We start from the raw sequence: 23602 nt of genomic DNA on the forward strand, positions 1-23602 counted from the left end.
TCACCGATTTGCGACGGGCCATATCGCTGACGTTCATTTTACAAGGCATATTCCTGAATGCACGGAACGCCCTTCACAAACCGGGCGCCCCGCCAGATCCAACCGAGGATGAACACCATGCGTAACCTGACCAAGATCATCGCCCCGACCCTTGTCGCAGCACTCGGCCTCGCCGTTGCCGCCCCGGCTTCGGCCCACGACACGCACCGGTACCAGAGCCAGCGCCATGACAGTGCGCGCCATACCGCCGTGCGCAACGCCTCGATCCGCGGCGACATCAACGACCTGCGCCGCGACATCGACCGCGCCGCCGCGCGCCGCGCAATCAGCCAGCGCGAGGCCCATGGCCTGCGCCGCGAGGCCGCCAACATCCAGCGTCTCTACGCCAGCTATGCCCGTAACGGACTGAGCCCTCGGGAAATGCGGACCCTGCAGCGCAAGGTGGACCGGGTCCATGTCGCCCTTCGCATGGAGCGGCGCGATCGCGACGGCCGCCGCGGCTGAGCCTAGCGTCTTGGCGAATACGCGAAAAGGCGCGCTCGTTTCCCTTGAATTGCGGGGCGGGCGTGCCTAATCGCACCTTACCATGACCACGAAACCGCGAACGCTTTACCAGAAGATCTGGGATGCACACGTCGTCGACACCCGCGCCGACGGCACCTGCCTCATCTATATCGACCGGCACCTCGTCCACGAAGTGACCAGCCCGCAGGCCTTCGAGAGCCTTCGCGCCGCCGGACGGCCGGTGCGACGTCCCGACCTTACCCTCGCGGTTCCCGACCACAACCTGCCGACCACGGCGCGCAAGGATGCGGAAGGCAACATCCTGCCGATAGCCGATTCCGAAAGCGCTACCCAGCTCGCCGCGCTGCGCAGGAACGCGCCCGAGTTCGGCATCCGCTATATCGACTCGGTCGATGTCGAGCAGGGCATCGTCCACGTCATCGGCCCCGAACAGGGTTTTTCACTGCCCGGCGCGACGATCGTCTGCGGTGACAGCCATACTGCCTGTCATGGCGGCCTGGGCGCCCTGGCCTTCGGCATCGGCACCAGCGAGGTCGAGCACGTACTCGCGACCCAGACGCTGCTGCTCAAGCAGTCGAAGTCGATGGAAGTGCGCGTCGAGGGCAAACTCGGCCCGTGGGTCACGCCCAAGGACGTGATCCTGCACATCATCGGCGTGATCGGCACGGCCGGCGGCACCGGTTACGTGATCGAGTATCGCGGCAACGTCTTTGAGGAAATGTCGGTCGAAGGCCGGCTGACGGTATGCAACATGTCGATCGAGGGCGGCGCCCGCGCGGGCCTGGTCGCGCCCGACGAGACGACTTTCGAGTACCTCAAGGGACGCCCCTATACGCCGGTGGGCGAGGACTGGGACAAGGCCGTGGCCTGGTGGAAGAGCCTGGCCACAGACGCGGGCGCGAAGTTCGACAAGTCCATCTCCATCCGCGCCGAGGATATCCAGCCGACCGTCACCTGGGGCACCAGCCCTGAGGACACCGCGCCGATCGGAGGCGCGGTGCCCGCGCCGGAGGACTTCGCCGACGCTTCCAAGCGCGAGGCAGTCAAGGTCAGCCTCGACTACATGGGGCTGACACCCGGCACCCGGCTGACCGACGTCGAAGTGGAGAACGTCTTCATCGGCTCCTGCACCAACAGCCGCATCGAGGACATTCGCGCCGCGTGCGAGGTTCTGAGGGGCCGGCACAAGGCGGATAACGTCAAGTGGGCGATCGTCGTCCCCGGCTCCGGCCTCGTGAAGGCGCAGGCCGAGGCCGAGGGGCTCGACAAGATCGTCATCGAGGCCGGTCTCGAATGGCGCGAGCCGGGCTGTTCGGCCTGTCTCGCTATGAACCCGGACAAGGTGCCACCGGGCGAGCGTTGCGCCTCGACCAGCAACCGCAACTTCACCGGGCGGCAGGGGCCGGGCAGCCGCACCCACCTGATGAGCCCCGCCATGGCCGCCGCCGCCGCCGTTACCGGCAGGCTGACGGACGTTCGCGAACTTGTAGGATAGGAAAATGGTCGACGAATCTGAAAACAACCTCGGCAACAAGGCCGCATTCGCCGCCGGCGCCGCCATCGGCTCGGCAGCCGTTGCCGCTGCCCTGCTCTTCGTGAAGCGCCGCAGCAAGCCGCGCCCGAATGCCGCGCCGCCGCCCCACCCCGAAGACGCGCCCGAGACCGATTGATGGAACCGATCTCCCACGTGGCCGGCCGCGCGATCCCGTTCGGCCGCAAGAACGTCGATACCGATGTCATCATTCCGGCGCACTGGCTCAAGACCATCACCCGCGAGGGTCTGGGCAAGGGCGCTTTCGAGGCGGTCAGAAAAGAGCCGGGCAACGTCTTCACCGATCCGGAATGCGCCGGCGCGCCTATCCTGATCGCGGGCGACAACTTCGGCTGCGGATCGAGCCGCGAACATGCCGCCTGGGCGCTGCTCGACATGGGCATTACCTGCGTCATCGCACCGAGCTTTTCGGACATATTCTCGGGCAATGCCTTCAAGAACGGCATTCTCACGGTCGCGCTGCCGCAGGAGGCGGTCGACCGGCTGATGGAAGTCGCGAAGACGGATCCAATCGACATCGACCTCGAGACGCAGTCGGTGACCACACCGTTTCAGGACCGCTTCACGTTCGAGATCGACGCATTCCGCAAGCATTGCCTGCTGGAAGGGCTCGACGAAGTGGGTCTAACCATGGCCCAGGGCGACGCGATCAGCACCCATGAAGCGCACGCAAGGAAAGAACTGCCGTTTCTGGCCCGTACCTTCGCGTCGGTGGACTGAAGGGGCACTCGCTGCGACGATTGAAAGCAGCCGATGGGCGAATCCGGATTGAACGGATTCGATCCCGGCCTTATCGGCATCTTACAAGTGACAGGGGCCCGACGACGAGGGGCATTTATTTCGAGGTTGTCCGATGACGAGTTTTGAAGACCGCGAACGCGCCGAAGAAGCCAAGTACGCACGCGATGCCGACACCCAGTTCCGCATCCAGGCCCGCCGCAATCGCCTTGTCGGCGAGTGGGCGGCCGAACGCATGAACCTTTCGCAGGCCGAAACCGATGCCTATGCCAAGTCTGTCGTCCAGGCCGACTTCGAGGAAGCCGGCGACGAGGACGTGATCCGCAAGATCCTGGGCGACCTGACCGCCGCCGGTGTGGAATCGTCCGAAGCCGAAGTGCGCGCCGCGCTCGACGCCAAGCAGGTCGAAGCCCGCCGCGCCTTCCTCGGCGAAGTCTGAGAGGCCCGAAGTCATGGCGATGTCCGCACAAGAAATCGAAACCCTCATCCAGGCGGCACTGCCTGATGCGCAAGTGACGATCACGGACCTCGCCGGCGATGGCGACCATTATGCAGCACATGTGGTTTCCGGCGCATTTGCCGGCAAACCGCGTGTTGCCCAGCACAAGATGGTCTACGAGGCGCTCGGCGGGCGCATGGGCGGCACGCTCCATGCCTTGCAACTGACGACCGCCGTTCCCAACTGAGCCTGCGTAAAGGCAAAAAGGTCAAGCCCCCCATGTCCGACGTCAACGCGCGCATCAGCGAGATTGTAAACAAGAACAACATCGTCCTGTTCATGAAGGGAACGCCGCTGTTCCCGCAGTGCGGTTTTTCCAGCCGCGCGGTGGCGATCCTCGAACACCTCGGCGCGCCCTACGAGAGCGTCGACGTGCTGCAGGACATGGAAGTCCGTCAGGGCATCAAGGCCTTTTCCGACTGGCCGACGATCCCGCAGCTCTATGTGAAGGGCGAATTCGTCGGCGGCAGCGACATCATGATGGAGATGTACGAGGCCGGCGAACTGCACCAGCTTTTCGTCGACTCCGGGCTAGCCACGCAAGGCTGAGCCGCCCCCCCTCATCGTCGGCCTCCAACGCGCCCGGATTGCTTCCGGGCGCTCGCTTTGCCTGACCTTCGCGCTATCAGGCCGCATGCGGAAATTGCCGCCCTGCAATGATTTGCCGAATTTTCGAAGGAAGGGCTCGGGGAGGCAGGGCCGGGAGACTGATCGGCCCCGCCTCTGTCGAGACTACTTATGGGGGTACAGCATCATAAGCACGTTACGTGCCAGTTTGCGTGTTTGCCGGTTTTGAGCGCTTCTGATTACCGCAACGGGATCGCGAACGCCCCAACCTGTAAAGCACTCCGACATGTCGCAGCATTTCGGCTTGCCTGACACTGCCGGGCAAGCCACATCCGGTCGATGTTCGAATATCCCCCGTCAGATGCCCCGATGCCTGCCGATGGCCCCCAGGTGGTTCCGGCCGCGACAGTCGTGATTTTCCGCTCGCCCCGGTCGGGCGCGGCGCCGGAACTGCTCATGGTGCAGCGTGCGAAGGAGATGCGCTTCGCCGGCGGTGCCGCCGTATTCCCCGGCGGCCGCGTCGATCCCGCCGATCGCGAGTTTGCCGCCGCGCTCATGCCCGGCGAGCCGATCGAGATCGCGGCCGCGAAGATCGCCGGCATTCGCGAGACACTGGAGGAGACCGGGCTGATGATCGCCACCCGCGAGACGATCAGTGCCGATGAAGCGATGACGGCCCGGCGAATGCTGCTGGAGGGCCGCGAACTCGCGCCCGTGCTGGAGCACTTCGGCTGGCGGCTCGATACCGGCAGCCTCACGCTCTATGCCCATTGGTGCCCGCTATGGGATCGCGCCTTCGACACCCGTTTCTTCGTGCATGACCTGGGGACAGGCGCGGTCGACGTGACGGTCGATGCCACCGAGAACACACGCCTCTTCTGGGCCAGCGCCGCACGCGCGCTGGAAATGGCCGATGCCGGCGAGATCAGCGTGATCTTCCCGACCCGCCGCAATCTCGAGCGGCTGGCCCTGTTCGGCACTTTCGCCGAAGCGCTGGGCCATATCGCCCGCCACCCGGTGCGCCGCGTTCACCCTGACAAGGTCATGCGCGAGGGCGAAGAATGGCTCATGATTCCCGATGGCTACGGCTATCCCGTGCTCGGACAGCCGGTGGCCACCGCCAATCGCGGTTAGATCGCCTCCGCCGGTGCCGCGAGCGGACCTTGCAGCTTGGCACCCGTCGCGCCGTAAAGCCCCAGGAAGATGGCGATGACGAAAAAGCATGCGATGCTCGTGATCGCCAGATCATAGCTGCCCGTCACCGAAAAGACCCTTTCCGAGCCGATGATCGCAGTGCCGATAAACGGCAGGCCAATCATCGTGCTCAGGCCGAAGCCGCGGCTATAGCTTGCCTGGCCGAAGCTGTCGGAAAGCCCGCGTCCGAGCGTCGGGATGGCTCCCGCGCCGTGCATGCCGATCAGGCCCACGACCACCGCCGTTGCCGCGAAAGGCGGGTGCATCAGCAGCACGGTCCAGAGCAGCGCACAGTTAAAGGCAATCAAGGCCAGCGAGCGAGCGCCGCCCAGCTTGTCCGCGACCCATCCGAACAGAATTGAGCCAAGAATGCCCACGGCTGCCATGATCGATTGCAGGATCGCCGCCTCGCTACGGGCAAAACCCCAGGAAACGCCGATGGGCACGAGCAGCGATCCGAGCATGACCGAACTCGTCATGCTGGCGATGGCGGCGAGGCAAATGGCCCAGAAGCGCGGACGAGCCAGCAGTTGCGCGACGCTGAACGAACCGTCCGCCGTGCGCTTTTCCGCCGGCTCCGGCGCCAGCGTTTCAGCTGTTGGCGGATGATCGACGGCCAGCAGCGTGAGTGGCACCAGCAGGACCGCGATGAGCACGCCCATGAAGAGGTAGAGCGTCGTCGAAGCATAGACCGTAAGCGCGCGATCGAGCGACCAGGGAACGATGGCGATGACGATGGGCAGGTGGACAATGCCCAGGGCCAGGCCGCGATTGCGGTTGAACCACCGTGTGACGAGCGTTGCCGGACCGATCGAACCGGCAAGGCTCAGCGCCGGACCGAACAGGAGTCCGTAGGCGACGAGATAAAGCGCGTAGCTCTGCGTGAAGGCCAGGGTGAAATAACCCGTCGCCGCGAGCAGCGCTCCAGCCAGCAGCAGCAGGCGCAGCGAGACTTTCGCGATAAGCACTCCGACGAACGGCGCGAGCACCGACGACCCAACCAGCGTGAGCGGAATACCCACCGCCGCCGCCTCGCCGCTGACCCCCAGCCGATCCTCGACCGAGGCCAGCATCAGGCCGAACGAGCCCATGATGAGACCTATCACCAGATTGTGCGAAACACCGGCGACGACGCCCATGCGAACCGCCAGCGGATGATTCGGCGCATCGGACGCCGGGCTTGAAGCTAAAGCCAATGAACTCTCCCGTTATGGTGTCGGCGTTCACGCCGAATGGATATTTTGCCACGAAGGTAACCTTCTGCGACGCCCTGACCAGAACTCTTTCCATTTACCGAAACATAATTCGCTCCAGCGAAGCCGCGCACACTCCGCGCGGCAGCGCCTTCCAACGCGATAGCCGTCCCGGGGTGCCCCACCATGATACGTCCGCGCCTTCGGGGTTGCCCGAAGAGGCATTGCCTGCAAGGCAGGCGGATAAGGGCCTATCAGTTCAATGACATAACGAACGAACACGAGCCCAAATTCGGATCGCGCTTTCAAGGACAACGACCCAGGAATGCCCCCTGCGCCCCAGGCTGACGCGGAGCGTGTCGCCGCGCTCAGAAAACTCGAACTTCTCGACAGCGAGGGGCACGTCTCGTTCGACGAGATCGTGCACATCGCGGCTATGGCGCTCGGCTCCTCGTTCGCCGTTATCTCGTTGATGGACGAAAGCCGGCAATGGTTTCTCGCATCGCGCGGTGTCGACATGACGGAAACCCCGCGCGAGATTGCCTTGTGCAACTATCCTATCGCGTCGGGCGCAACTTTCGTTTTGAGCGACGCGCGGAGCGATGGCCGCTTCGCCGGAAACCGGCTCGTCCACGAGGGGCCGCGCATCAGGTCCTACCTGGGATGTCCGGTTCGCTGCCCGGACGGACACATCGTAGGCGCACTTTGCGCCGCCGACCCGATGCCGCACAAGTTCGATGCGCCGCACGTCGATCTGATCGAAAGGCTCTCCGCGCTGGTCGAGCAGTTCGTCGCGGCCCATGCGAGAAACCTCGAACTGCGGCGCGCGCACCTTGCCCTGAAGCAGGCCGCCGAAAACGACGAACTGACGGGCTTGCTCAACCGCAATGGCTTTAACGCACCGCTCGAAGAGGCAATCCGCAAGCGCGGAGCGGGCGACGGCCTCCTGTTCCTTCTGATAATCGATCTCGACGGTCTCAAGGAAGCCAATCACGTCTACGGCCATCTTGTCGGCGATGCGGCGTTGCAGGAAATCGCCGCCCGTCTGCGCGCGGAGATCCCCGAGGCATACCCGCTTGCCCGATGGGGCGGCGACGAGTTCGTCCTGGCGCTGCAGGGCGATTTCACGCGCGAGGCCGTGCACCGGCTGGCCGCGCAAGCGCTCGAGACAATCGCCCGACCGATCGAGATTTCGGGCAACAGCGTATACCTCAGGGGCTCCTGCGGTATCGCCGAGTGCGATAGCGGGGTCGGCTCGAAAGAACTCCTGCGCCGCGCGCATCAGGCCCTGCACCACAGCACATCGATGGGACCAGGCCGAGTGCATTTCTACGACCGCGCGTTCGCGGACCGCAATCAGGCGCGCATGACGGCCGAACTGGAGGTTCGATCCGCATTGGCCGGCGACCGCATCTTTGCCAGCTATCAGCCGATCATCAATCTCGGAACGGGTGAAACCGAAGGCTACGAAGCGCTGCTGCGGATCTCCACCATCGACGGGTGCGAGGTGACGGCCGCGCAACTGCTCCCCGCACTGGTCGACCCCGAACTGTCACGAAAAGTCGCGATCAGAATGATCACTCTTGTCGCCTCCGACTTTGCAAGCCTCGCCGCCTCCGGCAGCGGCTCCGCATTCGTGAGCATCAATGCCACGGAAGCCGATCTGCTCAGCGGCGATTATCCGGACATGCTGCTGTCGACCCTTGCCCGGTACATGGTTCCGCCGGACCGGATCACGGTCGAAATCACAGAGACCATGCTGCTGGTGAACGATCTCGACCAGGTGAAAGCCGTGCTCGACCGTCTGAAGGCGGAAGGCATCTCGATCGCGCTGGACGATTTCGGCACCGGCTTTTCCTCGCTCACGCATCTCAAGGTCTTTCCGATCGACAAGGTAAAGATCGACCGCAGCTTCGTTTGCGACATCACCGAAAATCTTAACGCGCAGTCGATCGTCGCCGCCGTGATCGCGATGGCGCAAAGACTGTCCATCGCAGTCATCGCCGAAGGGATCGAGAACGACGACCAACTGGCAGCGCTGCGCCGGATGGAGTGCCCGATGGGACAGGGCTTTCTCCTTTCCCCGCCGGCTCCGAATGTTACCGGGCCGAGCCCCACGGGAACATACAAAAATCGCGACAAATGAACGCCGTTATCAACCTGATAACCCTCGGCGGCTTATGCTCGCCTTTGGTCGTTGCCGAAGACAAGCAGCAACGCCGAGAGGAGCGAGAGGTGCTAACGACGTCAAACGAGTCGCTGACCGACAAAGTCTACGTGGAGCTTGTTCGAAGTCTCTACCTGAACATCATGCCTGCGGTGATCCTGTGGATAGCGTTCGCTCTCACTCTGGGGCTGATCTATCACGAGCAACCGGATGACCTGCTCCTCGTTCTCGGCTGCGCGGGTCTTGTCGTCAGCACCGCAAGACTGGCCGTGACCCAGTTCCTTCGCGGCAAGGCGCTGACGGCCGCTATCGACCGGATGGAAGCACGCAAGATCGAACTGGCGTTCGGCCTTCCCTATATCGGCTTTTCCTTGCTGCTGGGCATGTTTGGAGCCCGGGTCTTCTGGCTGTTATCACCCGAATCGCACATGCTGATGATCTGCCTCGTGGTAGGCTATTGCGCGGGCGTGGCGACCGGTGCGGGCCTGAGACCCAACATCGCGCTTCCCGGCATGGCCCTGGCGGTCGGCCCGACGATCATCGCCGCCGCCATGCACGCCGACCCCATCTACGTAGGCATGAGTGTGATCGCATTTGCCTTCCTGATGGCCGGGGCCCAGTCGGTACTCGTCCGTCACAGCACGGTGCGGGCGGAAATCGCCAAGCGCCTCGCCTCGGTCTCACTGGCACGCCACGATACGCTTACGACGCTGCCCAACCGGCTCGGCTTGCGGGAGTACTACGAGAACAACGCTTCGACAATTTCCCCCAACGGACTGATTGCCGTCCATTACCTCGATCTCGACCGGTTCAAGCCGGTCAACGACTGCTTCGGCCATGCGGTGGGCGACGCCCTGCTTTCCGCCGTGGCCGGCCGCCTGCGCGGCGCGATCCGCAACGGTGACATCGTCGCTCGCCTCGGCGGCGACGAATTCGCCGTCATCCAGTTCGGCCTGCGCCGCGCCGAGGAGGCCGAACTTCTCGCCCGCCGCATCAGCGCGTCGATCGCCCAGCCCTTCAGTATCGGAGATCATTCACTATCGGTCACCGCCTGTATCGGCACAGTGGTAAGCCATAACCGCAATGAGCGGCTCGATCTTCTCCTGCAGGAAGCCGACGAGAAGCTCTACGATCGCAAACGCGCGCGGCACGATCACGCACCGCGGGTCGTCACAGCATAAGACGGATTGTGATAACGCGGCTTCCCCGCCTCTGAAGGCAGGGGGAGTGCGGTCATGGCGCTTCCAGCCGCTCAGCCTGCGCAAAGCGGCGGGCCAGCGCGGCGCAGACCATCAACTGGATCTGGTGAAAGAATATCAGCGGCAGGATGATCGCGCCCACCTGCGCCTGCGAGAACAGCACTCCCGCCAACGGAACTCCGGTCGCAAGGCTCTTCTTCGAACCGCAGAATATCAGGACGATGCGATCCTCGCGCGAGAAGCCGAGCCATCGGCCCAGCCCGGCGCCCGCCAGCAGGACCAGCGCAAGGATGGCCAGCGAGAGTCCTGCTATGAGCGCCAGTTCGCCAAAGGCGATGCGGCTCCACAGGCCGTCGATCACCGCGGCGCCGAAGGCGGTGTAGACCACCAGCAGGATCGAACCGCGATCGACGTAGCCCAGTACCTTCTTGTGCCGCGCGATCAATCCACCGATCCACGGTCGCAGGAAATGCCCGGCCAGGAATGGCAGCAGGAGCTGGACCGTGATCGTCACGACCGGATCGCTTGAGAAGCCGCTCTGCCTGCCCGTGATCAGCAACGCGGTGAGCAGCGGCGTCACGAAGATTCCGGCAAGGTTCGAAAATGAAGCGCTGCACACGGCTGCGGCGACATTGCCGCCTGCGATCGACGTGAAAGCAATCGAGGACTGCACGGTAGAGGGCAGCAGGGTCAGGAACAGCACCCCGGTTGCCAGCGCCGGGTCGAGCCCGGGGATAACGGACACGGCAAGTCCGATCAGCGGGAACAGCCCAAACGTAAGCGCCGCCACCGAAAGGTGCAGCTTCCACGCCCGCGCCCCGTCCATGATCGCCGCGCGCGATAGTCTTGCTCCATGCAGGAAGAACAGCAGCGCAATTCCAGCATCGGCCGCGCCGCCCGCGATGTCCGCGAAGCCGCCCCGCGCCGGCAGGACCGAGGCCAGCGCGACGGTCGCGATCAGCAGCAGTAGATAGGGATCGAGAGAGAGGCGGGAAAGCAGTCGGTTCATCGGGTATCGGTGCCTGGCGGGTCAGATCGGAAGCGCGGTGGTCGCCTTGATCTCCGAAAGCGCGACAGTCGAGGTAATTTCCTGAACGCCCGGTAGCTGGGACAGCTTTTCGAAGAAGAAGCGCTCGTAGGCGTTGATGTCCTCGGTCACGACACGAATCATGAAGTCCACGGAGCCCATAAGCACGTAGCACTCGAGTACCTCGGGAAATTCGCGAATCTTTTCAGCGAACTGATCGAGATTGGCGCGTCCATGGGCGTTGAGCTTGACTTGCGCGAAGACCTGCGCGGTCAGCCCCACCATCTGCCGATCGACGATCGCGACGCGCCTCTTGATGATACCCTCGCGCTCCAGCCGGTCGATGCGGCGCCAGCAGGGCGAGGACGACAGGCCGACCCTTTCGGCGATCTGCGCCGTGGTCTGGCTCGCGTCGCGCTGCAGCTCGCGCAGAATCTTTCGTTCATATGGATCAAGTTCGGTCATTTTATCCACGAATGCCTGCTTTTCGGGGTTCACCGCTTCGCATTTTTCCCCGATCCTGGCAAATCAGGACAGAAACCCCGGCACGAAGCTGCAATAATTTTCCCTTATCAGAAGGAGACCGGGAGAATGGTAATGCGCGCGGGCCAATCAATGCCGCCGATGGAATTCGTCCGACTGCTGGACGAAGCCGCGGGTCTTGACGGCGTGATCGCCATTCATTCGACCGCGCGCGGGCCGGCGGCAGGCGGGTGCCGCCTCTGGAGCTATCCTGACGCGGCTTCGGTGATGGCGGACGCGTTCCGGCTCGCCGAAGGCATGAGCTACAAGAACGCCATGGCCGAACTGCCTTTCGGCGGCGGCAAGGCCGTTCTGCGCCGGCCGGCGGGGGAATTCGATCGCCAGGCCTTGTTCGAGGCCTTTGGCAAGGCCGTGCAACAGCTCGAGGGCCGCTACATCACCGCCGAGGATGTCGGCACCAGCGTTGCCGACATGGAATACGCGGGAAGGCACACCCGAAATGTCGCCGGACGTTCGGCACGCCCCGGCTTCGCGGGCGGCGATCCTTCGCCCTGGACCGCGCTCGGCGTGTTCGAAGCGATGAAGGCGGCGGCCCGGTTCAGGTTCGAAAGCGCGCTTTCGGGAATGACCGTGGCGGTGCTCGGCGTCGGCAGCGTGGGCGGAGAACTGTGCCGGTTGCTCGCGGAGGCGGGCGCGAGGCTGATGATCGCGGATATCGACGGTCCACGCTGCGACCGACTCTCGGACGAATTTGGCGCGCGGATCGTGTCAGTCGAAGGCATCGCGGACGTCGAGGCCGAAGTCTTCGCCCCCTGTGCGCTCGGCGGCGCGCTCGATGAAGCTACCGTCGCCACACTCCGGGCGCGAGTCGTCTGCGGCGCGGCGAACAATCAGCTGGCCGCGCTGCACATCGCCGAAATGCTGGTCGAACGCGGGATTGCCTATGCCCCCGACTACGTCGTCAACGCGGGCGGCATCATCAATGTCTCGGCCGAATACCTGGGCGAGAGTGCAGGCGATGTTCGCGGACGGGTGATGCGGATCGGTCCGCGCACCTACGCCGTGTTGGAGGAAGCCGCGCACACAGGGCTTTCGCCGTCCATCGTCGCCGATCGCATGGCCGAGCGCCTGATGCTGCAGCCGGCCGCCTGATACGCGGGAGCCAGCGCTCCCTAACCTTGGAGGTACATCGTAGGGCTTACTTGTATGTGATAGCCCCCGATGAGAACATTATGCGACCGTGCAGCGACGAGTCGTTGCGCATTGTCCCATTACGGGAATCGATCGCATGGACTACACTTCTGAGCTGACAGAGCGTGACGCCGTGCACTCGCACGAGGATGGTGACGTCACCGCCAGCCCGGCATCGGCCCCGGCATCAGCCCCGGCATCAACCATTGTCGAACCCTTCGGCAAAGTGGCCGCTCTTGCCTATAGCCAATGGGAAACGCTGCGCGGCGAAGCGGAACTGCCGACCATCTCGCACAGTCATCGTTCGGAGTCGCGGCTCTTCACGCCGAACTGCGTGCAGGTGGTATGGGACGAACAGGTTTCGGTACCGACGATATCCTATCTGGGCAAAGACCTTGCCCAACGGCTTGCCTCGCTATCGGGCGCCGCCTGGCCGAACCTGCCGATCGAAAGCCCGCTCGTCGTGCTGCTGCATGACGTCTCGCTGCGGGCCATCCGCCTAAAGGACGCGATGGAGTTCGACGAGCAGATCATCGACAGCGATGGCCAGGTCAGGGCCCTTCAGGGGATCGCCCTTCCCTTCGCCGGCGACGGTGCCGGAACATTCCTGGTCGATGTCCTGTTCAACCTCGACAGTCCCAGCCGGATAATCGCGGAGGCGGAGCAAAAGACCCGAAGTGCGCCGCCCCCGGAAGACGTTCTGCTGCTCGAACAGGAAATCGATCCGGAAGAGATGCCGCGCCCGGCGCAAACTCCGCCGCAACAGCCCGTCCTCTTCGTCTGCGTCTCGGACGAAGACCGGCCCCCGGCCCGCCCTCCCGAACCCGAATTTCCGCGATCCATGGCGCGGGCGCTGGCCTTGTTCTCAAATGCGGCGCCATCCCCCACGAAAGGAAAGCGGGACGGCCGGACCGTCGACGTGCCGCTGCTTCTCACGGAAGCGCTGGAAGATGGCTCCGAACCGGAGGTCGAGCCGGTTCATGGGGCGGCATTCGCTGCCGGCGACCATCTTCTGCTGTCACTCCAGATCGCGCGAGATCGCGCCGCGGCGGCAAGCGGCAGCGAGGAACGCTCGCACATCGCGCTCTACAAGGCCATCGGAGCCGCCTACGACTTCGCGCTGCATGCGACCGCCGCCCCCGAGCGGTTCGACCGTATCGTCGAGGAAGCTGGCCTGAAGGCGCAGGTCCGCGCGCCAATAACGCCGGCGGTCAAGCTGATATTCGGCACCGCCTATGACCGGACACGCCTGGCGGAATACGCCACCGCGCTGTCGCATGCGCTTCGCGTTGGATTGCCCGCCGGCAGTTTCGCGGACTATCTCCAGGCTTTCGACGGCGGCCTGAAAGGCGTGATCAAGGCCGAACGCCAGTTGCGCCGCAAGGCGAAGCCCGCCGCGAACTCCCGGCTGGAAAAGATCGCGCGGAAGTTGAGAAACGAACCTGTCCGCGCCTTCGAGGGTTTGGAACCCGACGGAGAGGAATTCGCCCTCGTGATCGCGCGGCGCATGCCCGATGGCAGTGTGTCCCTCGTCGGAGAGATCCCGCCGGACGAACGACTGCTCTGCTCGGCCGCGCAGAAGTTCTTCAAGAAACAGCCTTGAAGCCTCTCCCCGTGCCGCTGGCGCGGCCGGTAGCCGATAGGGACTCGCCCGCGGAATGATCTGTCACCCGGCAATGCATCCCTTCAGCTATACTTCCAACGCTCTCCCACATACTCCAAAAGCATGCTGGCAAGCCCGGCCAATCAGCCGCATGCTTCCGACCGTGACGTTCCTCGGCGCCCCCGATCAGCCCCAAGCTCGCGAGGCCAGCACGCCCGCGAGTTGTGTGAAGCTGTTGTTTGCCGACCGCGAGACGAAGAACGCGGTCGCGGGCATTGCCTGCCTCTTCATCGCGGCTACTCTGATCGCGCAAGCCGTGAACCCTGCTTCGCCACCGAACGAAGGCGAGCATCGCCCCCTGCTGTCCTCCGATGCGTCCGCGGCCACGCCGCGACACGTTCAGCCTGCCCTCCTGAGCGCGCCGATGCCGTCCATCCTGGTGACCGCGAAGGCCGAATCAGGCCGGCCAGCATCGCCATTCTTCTACAAGGGCGACAGCAGCAATCGGGAGCATGCGCTGGACTGCCTTGCCGCGGCGGCCTGGTACGAGGCCGGCAACGATACCGAAGGCCAGAAATCAGTCATGCAGGTCATCCTTAACCGGGTGCGGCATCCGACCTTTCCCAATTCGGTGTGCGGAGTGGTCTTTCAAGGCAGCGAACGTTCCACCGGGTGCCAATTCACCTTCACCTGCGACGGCTCGATGGAACAACGCTTTCCGTCCGCCAGACAATGGAAATTGGCCAGACGGCTGGGTGAGGAAGCGCTCGACGGCGCCGTCGATGTATCGGTCGGCCAGGCGACGCATTACCACGCCGACTACGTCGTCCCTTGGTGGAGCAGCGCGCTGCAGCGCGTCAGCCAGATCGGCGCGCATATCTTCTACCGCTGGCCGGGGGGCCAGGGGCGACTTGCCGGCAGCCGCAATTGGGGCGCCGAGAGCGATGCGCTTGTTTCCGCCGGGCTGGACGAATTAAGGCCCTCTCCGGCGGGCATCGGCGGATCGGATGCATCCGATCCAGCGACGTCTACCCTGGCAGCCGTAGCCATCGTGCAACCGGCGGTCAGCCGGGCTCACCTGATCGCTGTCGATCCGCAATCGCCCAATGGACGCTGGGCGATGACGGCTCTCGATCAGTGCGCTGGCAAAGCGTCCTGTTCGGTGATGGGCTATGCCAGGGGCGCCGAGCTCGACAAGAACCTGAATCGCGAGCCGATGCAGATGGACCGGCCGCTGTTCCTTTTTGTTCGGGATTCCGCCACGGGCATGGACCTGGCTTTTTGGGACTGCGATCGAACGCAGCGCCCACAGGCTTCGCAATGCCTGCCGAAAGACAGTCAGGCGCTCGCCCATCTCATGCGCAACCGGTGACGGGCGCGCACAAGGCATAAAAAGGCCCGCCTTCACGGTGAAGGCGGGGCCTTTTATGCTGTTTTGGCGGATACTGGTATACGCGAGTTTATGCGGTCATTTCCACGTCGGAAAGTCCGCGCGAGCTGGCCCAGATCGCGGCCTGGGTACGGTTATGGACATTCAGCTTGCGCAGGATGGCCTTGACGTGAACTTTGATGGTAGCCTCGCAGACCGTTAGCTTGCGGGCGATAACCTTGTTGGAATACCCCGCCATCAGACAGCACAGCACGTCGAGTTCGCGAGGCGACAGCTTGGCCCGGTTGACGTCTTCGTCGGACTGCTCGGACGTGCGAACAATCGGTGTGAACGCCTGATGCTCGAAGACATCCACGAGATCCGGCGGCAGCACCCGCTCCCCCATCGCCGCAAGGCGAAGGGACGTCGTAAGCGGCTGCGCCTTCATGGAGCGCACGATGTAACCTTGCGCCCCTGAATGGAAGCATTCGAGCATGGCGTTGAAATCAAACCGTTCGGTCAGCACGACAACCGGAGCGGAATCGAATCGGCCCTTTATTTCCCTCACGGCTTGCGGCTGATCGTCTGTTTCGACTCCATCCAGGACGATGAAAAAGCCGGACTCAAACTCCAGTTCCTCAAGTTCGCTGATAGCGCCATATGAACCGATCAAACCGAAGCCTTCGGACTTCAAGATGTTCCCAAGGCCCTCCCTGGTAATCTCACATGCGCTGACGATACACACATCACGGTACATCTGCAGTCCCCCCGATTGCCCTAATGAGTAATCAAACAGGCCGACAACAACTGCCGGTCCGATCGGAACGCGACTCCATACCTTATGGAACGAACGATGCGGCAAGCGGGGGCGGGAATCAACTGTCAGCTAACAGCCTTACTTCTTGACTCTAGCGACCTTCGACCCTCGAATCGGGAAACCGTAATATTTTCAACAACTTAAACAATGCACTATTATTTATAGTTATACCCTAATTGGGTACTGTAGAGTCCTGGAACGGGCCAGTTTGAAATCGCAATCCTTAAATACACTGCGAATCACTCAGACGGACCTTTGCACCAACGTGCCTAACATGATCGCGCAAACTCAGACCCGGCGAGACCAACGTTTTCCACATTTTACTCCTACAGTGGTGTTAAATTTTATCTATATTCCACGGGTACTTGGATATGCCCCCCACTGACTGCCCACCCTCGGCCTTCGCAGGAGAAGCCATGCGCGGGCTTGAGCGCCTCTCGCGTTCAAGCCTGTTCGCCCTCGCCGGCGATCTGAAATCGGAGCCCATTCCACGTCGAAACGTCCTCAAGGCGTGGATCCGGGCATCCGTTCGGCGGCCCCTGAGTGAACGGCGAGATGGATGCTGAAACAAGTTCGATGTGACAAACCTCCACCGATCCGGACTTCAATTCCGGATCGCTAGAAAAACGCCTCCTGGATGATGATCGTGTCTCCCGGAGCGATCCTGAGCGGAGTCTCGCCAAGCTTGATCCGGACCGCCGCGCCGGCGGACTTGCGCTGCAACTTTATCACCCGCTTGTTGGCGCGAGCCGTGAAGCCGCCGGCCTTGGCGACCGCCTGTCTCAGTGTCAGCTCGCCGCTGTATGGATATTCCCCCGGCTTCGCGACCTCGCCCAGAATATAGAACGGCCGGTGCTCGGTGATTTCGATCGAGACCCGCGGCACCAGGACGTAGCCGCCACGTTCAAGTTCGCCGGCGATCGCCTTCGCGAGTTCAATGGGCGTGAGACCGCTGGCCTTGACCGGATCGATAAGCGGAAAGGCAACCGCCCCATCGTCTCCAACTTCGTAATCGCCGGTCAGGCTCGGTTCGTCGAACACGGTAATACGCAACTTGTCACCGGTGGCGACCTGGTACCCGGCGACGAGCCTTGCATTCGCTTCTTCGACTGTCCCGCGCGGAGCACCCGCCTGCGCCGGCGCTGCCACCAGGCAGGCAAACACGAGGCAGGGCAGAAGCAGGATGCGGCGCTCGTGATGTGTAGGATTGTCAGTGCTCATCTGCGGATTCCTCCGTTTCGCTGACTGAGTTCCCGAAGTGTCCCGTAATGACATTACGCGCCTTCAGTAGCGTCTATTCTAATCGTCGGATTAACTATCTGGAACGACCATTTGGAGCGAGCCTTCACATCTCAAGTACGACGCGCTTAACCACTTTAGGTAGGCGCACGATACATCCGATGCCCGGTTGTATGGCGCCGCGATCTGGGAAATCGTCAGCACCTGAGCCAGCGCCATCAAACCCTTGTGGCGGGGGCTTTCCCTTAGTGATCGAATTGAGCGAGATGCACACTTTACGAACCGACTTGTCGAGACGCCCGACCGAGGCCGATGGACCGTTTGGTTCCGCCGTCGCTCGCAACCCGGCGGGCCTCGCGGAAGCAGCGCTGATCACCCGGCCCCGTCTTGACCAGGCCTCAGTTGCGAAGCCGGCAATAAGGAAGATCGCCGATCCGAAGCCCACCGCCGGCCGCAGCGTACAAATGCCGCAAAGCGGTCCGGAGAGGGTGCGCGATGTCGTCTTCTCCCTTGCCCTGATCATCTTCCTGCTGCCGGTCCTGTTGCTCCTGATGCTGCTGGTTACACTCTGCGATCCCGGTCCGTCGATTTTCGCGCATGTCCGGGTCGGCAAGGACGGTCGGCGCTTCAAGTGCTACAAGCTGCGCTCCATGTATCGCGATGCCGAGGAGCGGCTGGAGGACATCCTGGAAACGAACCCGGTGATGCGACGCGAGTGGGAGGCCTCCTACAAGATCACCAACGACCCGCGGGTGACGCCGCTCGGAAACTTTCTGCGGCGATCCAGCCTCGATGAACTGCCGCAGTTGTTCAACGTCCTGAACGGCTCGATGACGCTCGTAGGCCCACGTCCGGTCGTCGCTGACGAACTGCCGCGCTATGGACGCCACGCTCCCTGCTACCTGCAGGTAAAACCTGGCCTTACAGGGCTTTGGCAAGTGACCGGGCGCTGCGAGGTTACATATCGTCGGCGCATCGCAACCGATCGGCTCTATGTGCGCCGGAAATCGCTCACGCTGGACTTCAAGATCCTTCTCGCGACCGTCCCGGCAGTCCTGGCTCGCAAAGGTGCGTGGTAATGGTCGAGAAAGGTCAGATTATCAGCCAGACGACAAGACCCCAAAACGCGATTGCGGCAGGCACCGCTATCGCAAGACCGCGCGCAAAGCTGCGCCTTGGGCCCAACCGAGGTTCCCGCGACACGGAGTCTCTCTCGTCCGGAAACGAATTGGTCATGGCAATTACACTGTCCATAATGAACGTGCCTCTACTACTTCTGGGCGACTTGATCCAGCCCGCCAATATAAATGCGCCGCCTCCGACTCGGGATAACTCGCGAATGCCGCCGATGTTTCCGGCACGCCCCCGCGCGCGAAGGCGAAGCCATGCCCTCGCCGCAATGGCCAGGGACACGACGCAACTGACCCGACTCGCCCTGCACTTGACGCTTACGCGCGGCGAGCGATGCGAGCGCGCGGTCCATCACGTCATCTACGTCGCTTCCGGACGCCCCCGCCAGGGGAAGCCTGCAATCGCCGCGCGCTTTGCCCTGCTCCTGGCCCTGTTCGCGGCCCCCCGGATGGCGGCGGCCCAGGAAGACGTAACGACACCGACCGAGATATTCGAAGCCGAAGAAGGTCGGGGCATTTCACTGTCGCCCGGCCTGGTGCTGTACAACCGGACGCTGATCGAAGGGCACTACGACACCAACATCTACAACGTCGAGCAGAACCGTATCGACGATACCATTGGTGTGGTCGACTCCGACTTTCGCCTTGCCACGCGCCTCTCAAGGCACGAGCTGGAGGTTCTGTCCGGTGCGACGATCCGCCGCTATGCCGACGTATCGGACGAGAACTCCGAGACATACTACCTCACCGGCCGGGCGTTCCTCGACCTCGGCGCGCGTATCGGCGTTCGCGCCAGCGGCGGCTACGAACGCGGCATCGAGAAACGCGGCACCGCGGGAGACCAGTTCGCAACCGACCGCCCCGTGCGCTTCGACAGCACGCGCATGGAAGTGAGCATAGACCGCACCGGCGGCATTCTCGAAGCCGAGCTCACCGGCTCCGTCCAGCGACGCAAGTTCCTGGACGCCAGCATCAATGGTGTCACGATCGACCTGGGTCGTCGTGACGCGACCATTCGCAAGGCCTCGCTCAGGACCAGCTATCGCCTCTCGCCGGTTCTGCGCCTCCATGCGGAACTTGGCGCCAACAAGGTCGACTATCACCGCAACACAGGAACCTCGCGCGACTCGAGCGGCTATTCCGTTCTCGCCGGCATCCGTTACGAAGTCACCAGACTGGTCGATGTGACGGCGGCGGTCGGTTACATCCGTCAGAACTTCGACGCACCTGACACCAAGGCTGCGACCGGTCTCAATTACAGGCTTGCGGCAACCTGGACGCCGACGCCCATGTGGCGCCTGACCGCCAGCGGTGAGCGCACCGTCGATGCCAGCCCTCTCGACGACGTTCCGGCAATCGTGCGCAGCGACTTCGATCTGAAGGTACAGCGGGCGCTGGGCAGGCGCGTCCTGGTCGAGGCCGGCGTATCCTACACCGACGAGGACTACCGCGGACTGGGCGGCACGGACCGTCGGTATGCCGGTTATGGCAACGTACAGTACCGCGTCACGGAAAACATCGCAGCCGTCGTCGGAGCCGAATACCGCAAGCAGGCCGGTGGAGCGAGCCGCCGCGATTACAGCGGCGCGGCATTCAGCGCCGGAGTGAGAATAGCGTTTTAGCTGGCCCGCGCGCCATGCAGCTCGCAGGCACGGGCCCGCGCTCAGGAGAACGACAATGAGCGGCTCACGAGAACTTGTCACTGCGGGGGCGGGCGCCGGTTCTTCGGCGCTTGCCAACATGGACGAACGTTCGCTCGCCGCGGCCGACCGCCTCGACCTTGGTGCAAGCATAAGCTTCTTCCGCCGCCGATTGAGCATCATCCTCGCCTGCGCGGCCGTCGGCCTGCTCGTCGGACTGGCCATAAGCCTCCTGTCCGAAAAGGTGTATCGCGCCGAGGCGACGGTCATGCTGGTCGATCAGAGCAAAAGCCTGCCGGCCGCCGACGGAACAACCGAAGTTCCGATTACACTGACCAGCCAGCTGGTCGAAACCCAGATCGAGATCATCAGGTCGCGGGAAATGGCAAACCGCGTGGCCCAGGCGCTGAAAATCGACAAAAACCTGAATCAGGCAGAGAAGCGGGAACTCTATGACGAACTGCAGGAGAATGTGGGCGCTCGGCGTAGCGGCAACAGTTACGCATTGACAATTTCCTACGACGCGGCCTTCCCCGGTGATGCACGGCAGATCGTCAACGAATACGCGCGGCAATTTGCCGATTGGCAGACGCGGCAGGAGGAAGACCGCAATACCCAGGTCCGCCAGCAGGTCGAGGAAAGGCTGGTAAAGCTGCGGGAACAGGCCCAGGCTGATACGAACGCGCTTCAACAGTACCGGATAGCCAACAACCTGCTGAGCACCTCCGGGGCGTCGCTGACCGAACAGGAAATATCCAACTACAACCTCGAAGTGACAAGGGCGCGCGCCGCCGCCGCCGAGGACTCGGCACGGCTCCAGACCGCGCTGGCCCAGTTGCGCTCCGGTTCGTCGGGCGACGACGTGGGCGAAGCGCTTGAGTCCGCGGTCGTTTCGTCGTTGAGAACGCAGGAAGGGGAACTCGCCGGCGAAGTCGCCAACCTGGAAGCACGATATGGCCCGAACCACCCGCAACTGGTCCGTTCGCGTAATGAGCTCACCCAGGTCCGCCATCAGATCCAGGCCGAAATCTCGCGCGTGATCTCGAACCTGCGTGCGAAGAAGGAGGTGTCGGAAGATCGTCTGGCCTCGATCGCCACCAGCCTCTCCGGCGCGCGCGCGAAGCTCGCGTCCAACAATGCGGCCATGGTCGGTCTCAGCGAACTTGAACGCGCGGCCGAGGCGTCGCAGGGGATCTATGAGACTTATCTCAACAGCTACAAGCAACTGCTTGCGGCCGAGGGCACGGCAAAACCCATGGCGCGGATACTGTCGCTCGCCAACAATCCGTTGAAGCCGATCTCACCAAACCTGAAACTGAACCTGGCGCTCTCTCTGGTCATTGGCGTTGGGCTCGGTGTGCTCGCGGCTTATGTAGCGAACGCGCTGTTCCACGGGATCACGTCGGCACACGAAGTCGAACATGTCCTCGGAGAAAACTGCCTCGCCTCGATCCCGCTTCTGGCGTCCGTCCATGCCGAAAGGCCGCACGCCATATCGGCGATCCGCGACAATCCCAAGTCCGCGTTCACCGAGTCCTTCCGCGTGCTGAGCACGGCGATCGACCAGACAAGCCCGAAGCGAGCGCAAGTGATCGCGATCACCTCGGCCCTGCCCGGCGAAGGCAAGACCGTAATGTCGTGCTGCCTCTCGCATGTACTGGCGGCGGACGGCGAGCGCACGATGCTGATCGACTGCGACCTGCGCCGGCGCGGCATCAGCCGGCTGCTCGACGTCGGCCCCGATCAGCCGGGCCTTATCGAAGTGCTCAACGGCACCTCGGAGATCGACGTCAAGGAACTGATACGCGATCGGGTACTGTGCGTGCTGCCGCTTGGAGCTAACAGCGATGCGCCGGACAAACTGCTGACCGGACAACCCTTCGTCGATCTGCTCGACAAGCTGCGGCCGCACTTCGACCGGATCATCCTCGACCTGCCGCCGATCCTTCCGATCGCGGCCACGCGCACCATTGCGCGCCGCGCCGACGCGGTGGTTCTCGTCGCACACTGGTGCAAGACCTCCAGCTTCGCCATCCGCACCGCGCGCAGCCGCCTGCCGAAGGATCTGGTCAACGTCGTCGGCGTCGCGCTCAACCAGGTGGACCTGCGCAAGAAGGCCTATTTCCACCGCGACGACGTCTCGTTCTATTACAACAAGTACAGCGAGTACTACGCGTGAACGTGCAGGCCAGCCCCCTGCCCCGCCAACCCTCGGCAGCGGCGGCTTCGTTTTCGCAGCCGCGCGTGGCGATCGTGCATTACTGGCTGGTATCCATGCGCGGGGGCGAGCGCGTGCTGGAGCGCATGCTGGGCCTCTATCCCCAGGCCGACCTGTTCACCCACGTCTACGATCCCGCCGCCGTCTCGGCCAGGATCCGGCAGGCGAAGGTGACGACCAGCTTCATCGACCGCCTGCCCTTCTCCCGCAGGCTCTATCAGTACTATCTGCCGCTCATGCCCATGGCGCTCGAGGAACTGGACCTGAGCGGCTATGATCTCGTGATCAGCAGCGAAGCGGGGCCGTCCAAGGGCGTGATCACCGCGCCGGCTTCGCTCCACGCCTGCTACTGCCACTCGCCCATGCGCTACCTGTGGGATCACTATCATCGCTACAAGCAGGAGGCCAACTGGCTGGCTCGGGCGGCAATGCCCCGCATGTACCACCGGCTGCGCGAGTGGGACGTCAGTTCGAGCGCGCGCGTCGATCGCATCGCCGCGAATTCGCACTTCATCCGCCAGCGCATCCGCAAGGTCTGGCGCCGCGAGGCTGAGGTCATTCATCCGCCGGTCGAGACGAGCCTCTTCACGCCTTCCATCGATATCGACGACTATTACCTGTGGGTCGGTCAGATGGTGCCGTACAAGCGCCCGGACCTGGCGGTGGACGCATTCAACGCCAGTGGACTGCCGCTCCTCATGGTCGGCTCGGGCGGCATGTCCAGAGCCCTCAAGGCGCGAGCCGGACCCAACGTCCGCATCGTTGACCGCCTCGACTTCGCCGGCCTGCAGCGGGCCTACGCGCGCTCACGGGCGCTGGTCATGACGGCCGAGGAGGACTTTGGACTGACTCCGGTAGAGGCCATGGCCTCGGGACGTCCGGTTGTCGGCTATGCGCGCGGCGGGCTGCTCGATACGGTCGAGCCGGGCCGAACCGGCGTCTTCTTCGAGAGCCAGGAAACCGAAGCGCTGATCGATGCCGTGGCGAGGATGGAGGACTTTCTGAGCGATTTCGATCCGCGCCATGCCATCGAGCGGGCAGCGCACTTTTCGCCTGCCAGTTTCGACGAGAAGTTCCTGCAGTTCACACAGATGGGCTGACACCCGGAAGCGCACGCCAGGATACGCGAGCGCAGTCGCTGCTTCGCCCTAGTACCACGCCACAGAGATTATGACTCTTTGACGGGGTAGGCCTTGCGGAGTTTTTCGCGCGCCGTTTGGGTCGTGAACATCCATTGGATCTGGGCTCCTT

The 23602-nt window shown here is 63.3% G+C and carries 22 protein-coding genes; 17 read left to right on the forward strand and 5 right to left on the reverse strand.

Annotated features, from left to right (window positions below; translation table 11 throughout):
* The first annotated feature begins 117 nt into the window (after positions 1–117).
* The 8 genes from IEX32_RS13835 (at position 118) to IEX32_RS13870 (ending at position 5015) form a co-directional block, all read left to right on the forward strand.
* Positions 118–504 (forward strand): hypothetical protein, encoded by a 387-nt coding sequence (locus IEX32_RS13835; RefSeq protein ID WP_188772136.1) that lies wholly within the window; start codon positions 118–120, stop codon positions 502–504.
* An 82-nt stretch (positions 505–586) separates the two neighbouring features.
* A complete protein-coding gene (gene leuC, locus IEX32_RS13840; protein ID WP_188772137.1) occupies positions 587–2020 on the forward strand; it encodes a 3-isopropylmalate dehydratase large subunit in 1434 nt (477 codons plus the stop codon).
* A 4-nt stretch (positions 2021–2024) separates the two neighbouring features.
* A complete protein-coding gene (locus IEX32_RS13845) occupies positions 2025–2195 on the forward strand; it encodes a hypothetical protein (protein ID WP_188772138.1) in 171 nt (56 codons plus the stop codon).
* Positions 2195–2797 (forward strand): 3-isopropylmalate dehydratase small subunit, encoded by a 603-nt coding sequence (leuD, locus tag IEX32_RS13850; RefSeq protein WP_188772139.1) that lies wholly within the window; start codon positions 2195–2197, stop codon positions 2795–2797. Before IEX32_RS13845 ends, leuD begins: the two co-directional genes overlap by 1 nt.
* A gap of 133 nt (positions 2798–2930) precedes the next feature.
* Positions 2931–3254, forward strand: coding sequence for a DUF1476 domain-containing protein (locus IEX32_RS13855; protein WP_188772140.1), 324 nt, complete (start codon positions 2931–2933; stop codon positions 3252–3254).
* A 13-nt stretch (positions 3255–3267) separates the two neighbouring features.
* A complete protein-coding gene (locus tag IEX32_RS13860; protein ID WP_188772141.1) occupies positions 3268–3501 on the forward strand; it encodes a BolA family protein in 234 nt (77 codons plus the stop codon).
* 32 nt (positions 3502–3533) lie between these two features.
* Positions 3534–3863, forward strand: coding sequence for a Grx4 family monothiol glutaredoxin (gene grxD / locus IEX32_RS13865; protein WP_188772142.1), 330 nt, complete (start codon positions 3534–3536; stop codon positions 3861–3863).
* A 357-nt stretch (positions 3864–4220) separates the two neighbouring features.
* On the forward strand, positions 4221–5015 hold the full coding sequence (locus IEX32_RS13870) for an NUDIX hydrolase (protein WP_188772143.1): 795 nt from the start codon (positions 4221–4223) through the stop codon (positions 5013–5015).
* Here the strand turns inward: IEX32_RS13870 and IEX32_RS13875 are convergent.
* Positions 5012–6271 (reverse strand): MFS transporter, encoded by a 1260-nt coding sequence (locus IEX32_RS13875; protein WP_188772144.1) that lies wholly within the window; start codon positions 6269–6271, stop codon positions 5012–5014. The genes IEX32_RS13870 and IEX32_RS13875 overlap by 4 nt on opposite strands.
* Positions 6272–6593: 322 nt before the next feature.
* Between IEX32_RS13875 and IEX32_RS13880 the strand changes: the two genes are divergently transcribed.
* Together IEX32_RS13880 and IEX32_RS13885 are read left to right on the forward strand one after the other, a co-directional pair.
* Positions 6594–8414, forward strand: a complete 1821-nt coding sequence (locus IEX32_RS13880) for a putative bifunctional diguanylate cyclase/phosphodiesterase (RefSeq protein ID WP_188772145.1) — start codon at positions 6594–6596, stop codon at positions 8412–8414.
* A gap of 89 nt (positions 8415–8503) precedes the next feature.
* Complete coding sequence (locus tag IEX32_RS13885; RefSeq protein WP_229736370.1) at positions 8504–9616, forward strand: GGDEF domain-containing protein; 1113 nt, start codon at positions 8504–8506, stop codon at positions 9614–9616.
* A gap of 52 nt (positions 9617–9668) precedes the next feature.
* Here the strand turns inward: IEX32_RS13885 and IEX32_RS13890 are convergent, their stop codons facing one another.
* Both IEX32_RS13890 and IEX32_RS13895 read right to left on the reverse strand, forming a co-directional pair.
* On the reverse strand, positions 9669–10643 hold the full coding sequence (locus IEX32_RS13890; RefSeq protein ID WP_188772146.1) for a bile acid:sodium symporter family protein: 975 nt from the start codon (positions 10641–10643) through the stop codon (positions 9669–9671).
* Between the two features lie 21 nt (positions 10644–10664).
* Positions 10665–11126, reverse strand: coding sequence for an Lrp/AsnC family transcriptional regulator (locus IEX32_RS13895; protein ID WP_188772147.1), 462 nt, complete (start codon positions 11124–11126; stop codon positions 10665–10667).
* A gap of 126 nt (positions 11127–11252) precedes the next feature.
* Here IEX32_RS13895 and IEX32_RS13900 point away from each other — a divergent pair, with 126 nt between their 5' ends.
* From IEX32_RS13900 to IEX32_RS13910, 3 genes are all read left to right on the forward strand, one after another.
* Complete coding sequence (locus tag IEX32_RS13900) at positions 11253–12296, forward strand: Leu/Phe/Val dehydrogenase (protein ID WP_188772148.1); 1044 nt, start codon at positions 11253–11255, stop codon at positions 12294–12296.
* A 136-nt stretch (positions 12297–12432) separates the two neighbouring features.
* Positions 12433–13938, forward strand: a complete 1506-nt coding sequence (locus IEX32_RS13905) for a hypothetical protein (protein WP_188772149.1) — start codon at positions 12433–12435, stop codon at positions 13936–13938.
* A gap of 226 nt (positions 13939–14164) precedes the next feature.
* A complete protein-coding gene (locus IEX32_RS13910) occupies positions 14165–15310 on the forward strand; it encodes a cell wall hydrolase (RefSeq protein WP_229736371.1) in 1146 nt (381 codons plus the stop codon).
* Positions 15311–15398: 88 nt separating this feature from the next.
* On the opposite strand, the gene IEX32_RS13915 is transcribed toward IEX32_RS13910, so the two are convergent.
* Both IEX32_RS13915 and IEX32_RS13920 read right to left on the reverse strand, forming a co-directional pair.
* Positions 15399–16001, reverse strand: coding sequence for a LuxR C-terminal-related transcriptional regulator (locus IEX32_RS13915; protein ID WP_229736372.1), 603 nt, complete (start codon positions 15999–16001; stop codon positions 15399–15401).
* A 741-nt stretch (positions 16002–16742) separates the two neighbouring features.
* Complete coding sequence (locus IEX32_RS13920) at positions 16743–17345, reverse strand: polysaccharide biosynthesis/export family protein (RefSeq protein ID WP_188772152.1); 603 nt, start codon at positions 17343–17345, stop codon at positions 16743–16745.
* A 305-nt stretch (positions 17346–17650) separates the two neighbouring features.
* On the opposite strand from IEX32_RS13920, the gene IEX32_RS13925 reads away from it, so the two are divergent.
* The 4 genes from IEX32_RS13925 (at position 17651) to IEX32_RS13940 (ending at position 23451) form a co-directional block, all read left to right on the forward strand.
* Positions 17651–18442 (forward strand): sugar transferase, encoded by a 792-nt coding sequence (locus IEX32_RS13925; protein ID WP_188772153.1) that lies wholly within the window; start codon positions 17651–17653, stop codon positions 18440–18442.
* Between the two features lie 260 nt (positions 18443–18702).
* Positions 18703–20115: an outer membrane beta-barrel protein gene (locus tag IEX32_RS13930; protein ID WP_229736373.1), complete on the forward strand. Its 1413-nt coding sequence runs from the start codon at positions 18703–18705 to the stop codon at positions 20113–20115.
* 55 nt (positions 20116–20170) lie between these two features.
* Complete coding sequence (locus tag IEX32_RS13935) at positions 20171–22312, forward strand: GumC family protein (protein WP_188772154.1); 2142 nt, start codon at positions 20171–20173, stop codon at positions 22310–22312.
* Positions 22309–23451 carry a glycosyltransferase gene (locus IEX32_RS13940; RefSeq protein WP_229736374.1) on the forward strand — a complete coding sequence of 381 codons (1143 nt, stop codon included), beginning with the start codon at positions 22309–22311 and terminating at the stop codon, positions 23449–23451. Before IEX32_RS13935 ends, IEX32_RS13940 begins: the two co-directional genes overlap by 4 nt.
* The last annotated feature ends 151 nt before the right edge of the window (positions 23452–23602 follow it).

The organism is Novosphingobium endophyticum (genome assembly GCF_014640675.1).
Classification (GTDB): Bacteria; Pseudomonadota; Alphaproteobacteria; order Sphingomonadales; family Sphingomonadaceae; genus Novosphingobium; species Novosphingobium endophyticum.

What these genes read in the sequence shown, in the direction of transcription:
- IEX32_RS13905 (WP_188772149.1), top strand. Translation starts at nt 12,433, where the DNA reads ATGGACTACACTTCTGAGCTGACAGAGCGTGACGCCGTGCACTCGCAC.
- IEX32_RS13930 (WP_229736373.1), top strand. Translation starts at nt 18,703, where the DNA reads ATGCCGCCGATGTTTCCGGCACGCCCCCGCGCGCGAAGGCGAAGCCAT.
- IEX32_RS13890 (WP_188772146.1), bottom strand. Translation starts at nt 10,643, where the DNA reads ATGAACCGACTGCTTTCCCGCCTCTCTCTCGATCCCTATCTACTGCTG.
- IEX32_RS13935 (WP_188772154.1), top strand. Translation starts at nt 20,171, where the DNA reads ATGAGCGGCTCACGAGAACTTGTCACTGCGGGGGCGGGCGCCGGTTCT.
- IEX32_RS13900 (WP_188772148.1), top strand. Translation starts at nt 11,253, where the DNA reads ATGGTAATGCGCGCGGGCCAATCAATGCCGCCGATGGAATTCGTCCGA.
- IEX32_RS13845 (WP_188772138.1), top strand. Translation starts at nt 2,025, where the DNA reads ATGGTCGACGAATCTGAAAACAACCTCGGCAACAAGGCCGCATTCGCC.
- leuD (WP_188772139.1), top strand. Translation starts at nt 2,195, where the DNA reads ATGGAACCGATCTCCCACGTGGCCGGCCGCGCGATCCCGTTCGGCCGC.
- IEX32_RS13855 (WP_188772140.1), top strand. Translation starts at nt 2,931, where the DNA reads ATGACGAGTTTTGAAGACCGCGAACGCGCCGAAGAAGCCAAGTACGCA.
- IEX32_RS13920 (WP_188772152.1), bottom strand. Translation starts at nt 17,345, where the DNA reads ATGAGCACTGACAATCCTACACATCACGAGCGCCGCATCCTGCTTCTG.
- IEX32_RS13895 (WP_188772147.1), bottom strand. Translation starts at nt 11,126, where the DNA reads ATGACCGAACTTGATCCATATGAACGAAAGATTCTGCGCGAGCTGCAG.
- IEX32_RS13880 (WP_188772145.1), top strand. Translation starts at nt 6,594, where the DNA reads ATGCCCCCTGCGCCCCAGGCTGACGCGGAGCGTGTCGCCGCGCTCAGA.
- grxD (WP_188772142.1), top strand. Translation starts at nt 3,534, where the DNA reads ATGTCCGACGTCAACGCGCGCATCAGCGAGATTGTAAACAAGAACAAC.
- leuC (WP_188772137.1), top strand. Translation starts at nt 587, where the DNA reads ATGACCACGAAACCGCGAACGCTTTACCAGAAGATCTGGGATGCACAC.
- IEX32_RS13835 (WP_188772136.1), top strand. Translation starts at nt 118, where the DNA reads ATGCGTAACCTGACCAAGATCATCGCCCCGACCCTTGTCGCAGCACTC.
- IEX32_RS13860 (WP_188772141.1), top strand. Translation starts at nt 3,268, where the DNA reads ATGGCGATGTCCGCACAAGAAATCGAAACCCTCATCCAGGCGGCACTG.
- IEX32_RS13870 (WP_188772143.1), top strand. Translation starts at nt 4,221, where the DNA reads ATGTTCGAATATCCCCCGTCAGATGCCCCGATGCCTGCCGATGGCCCC.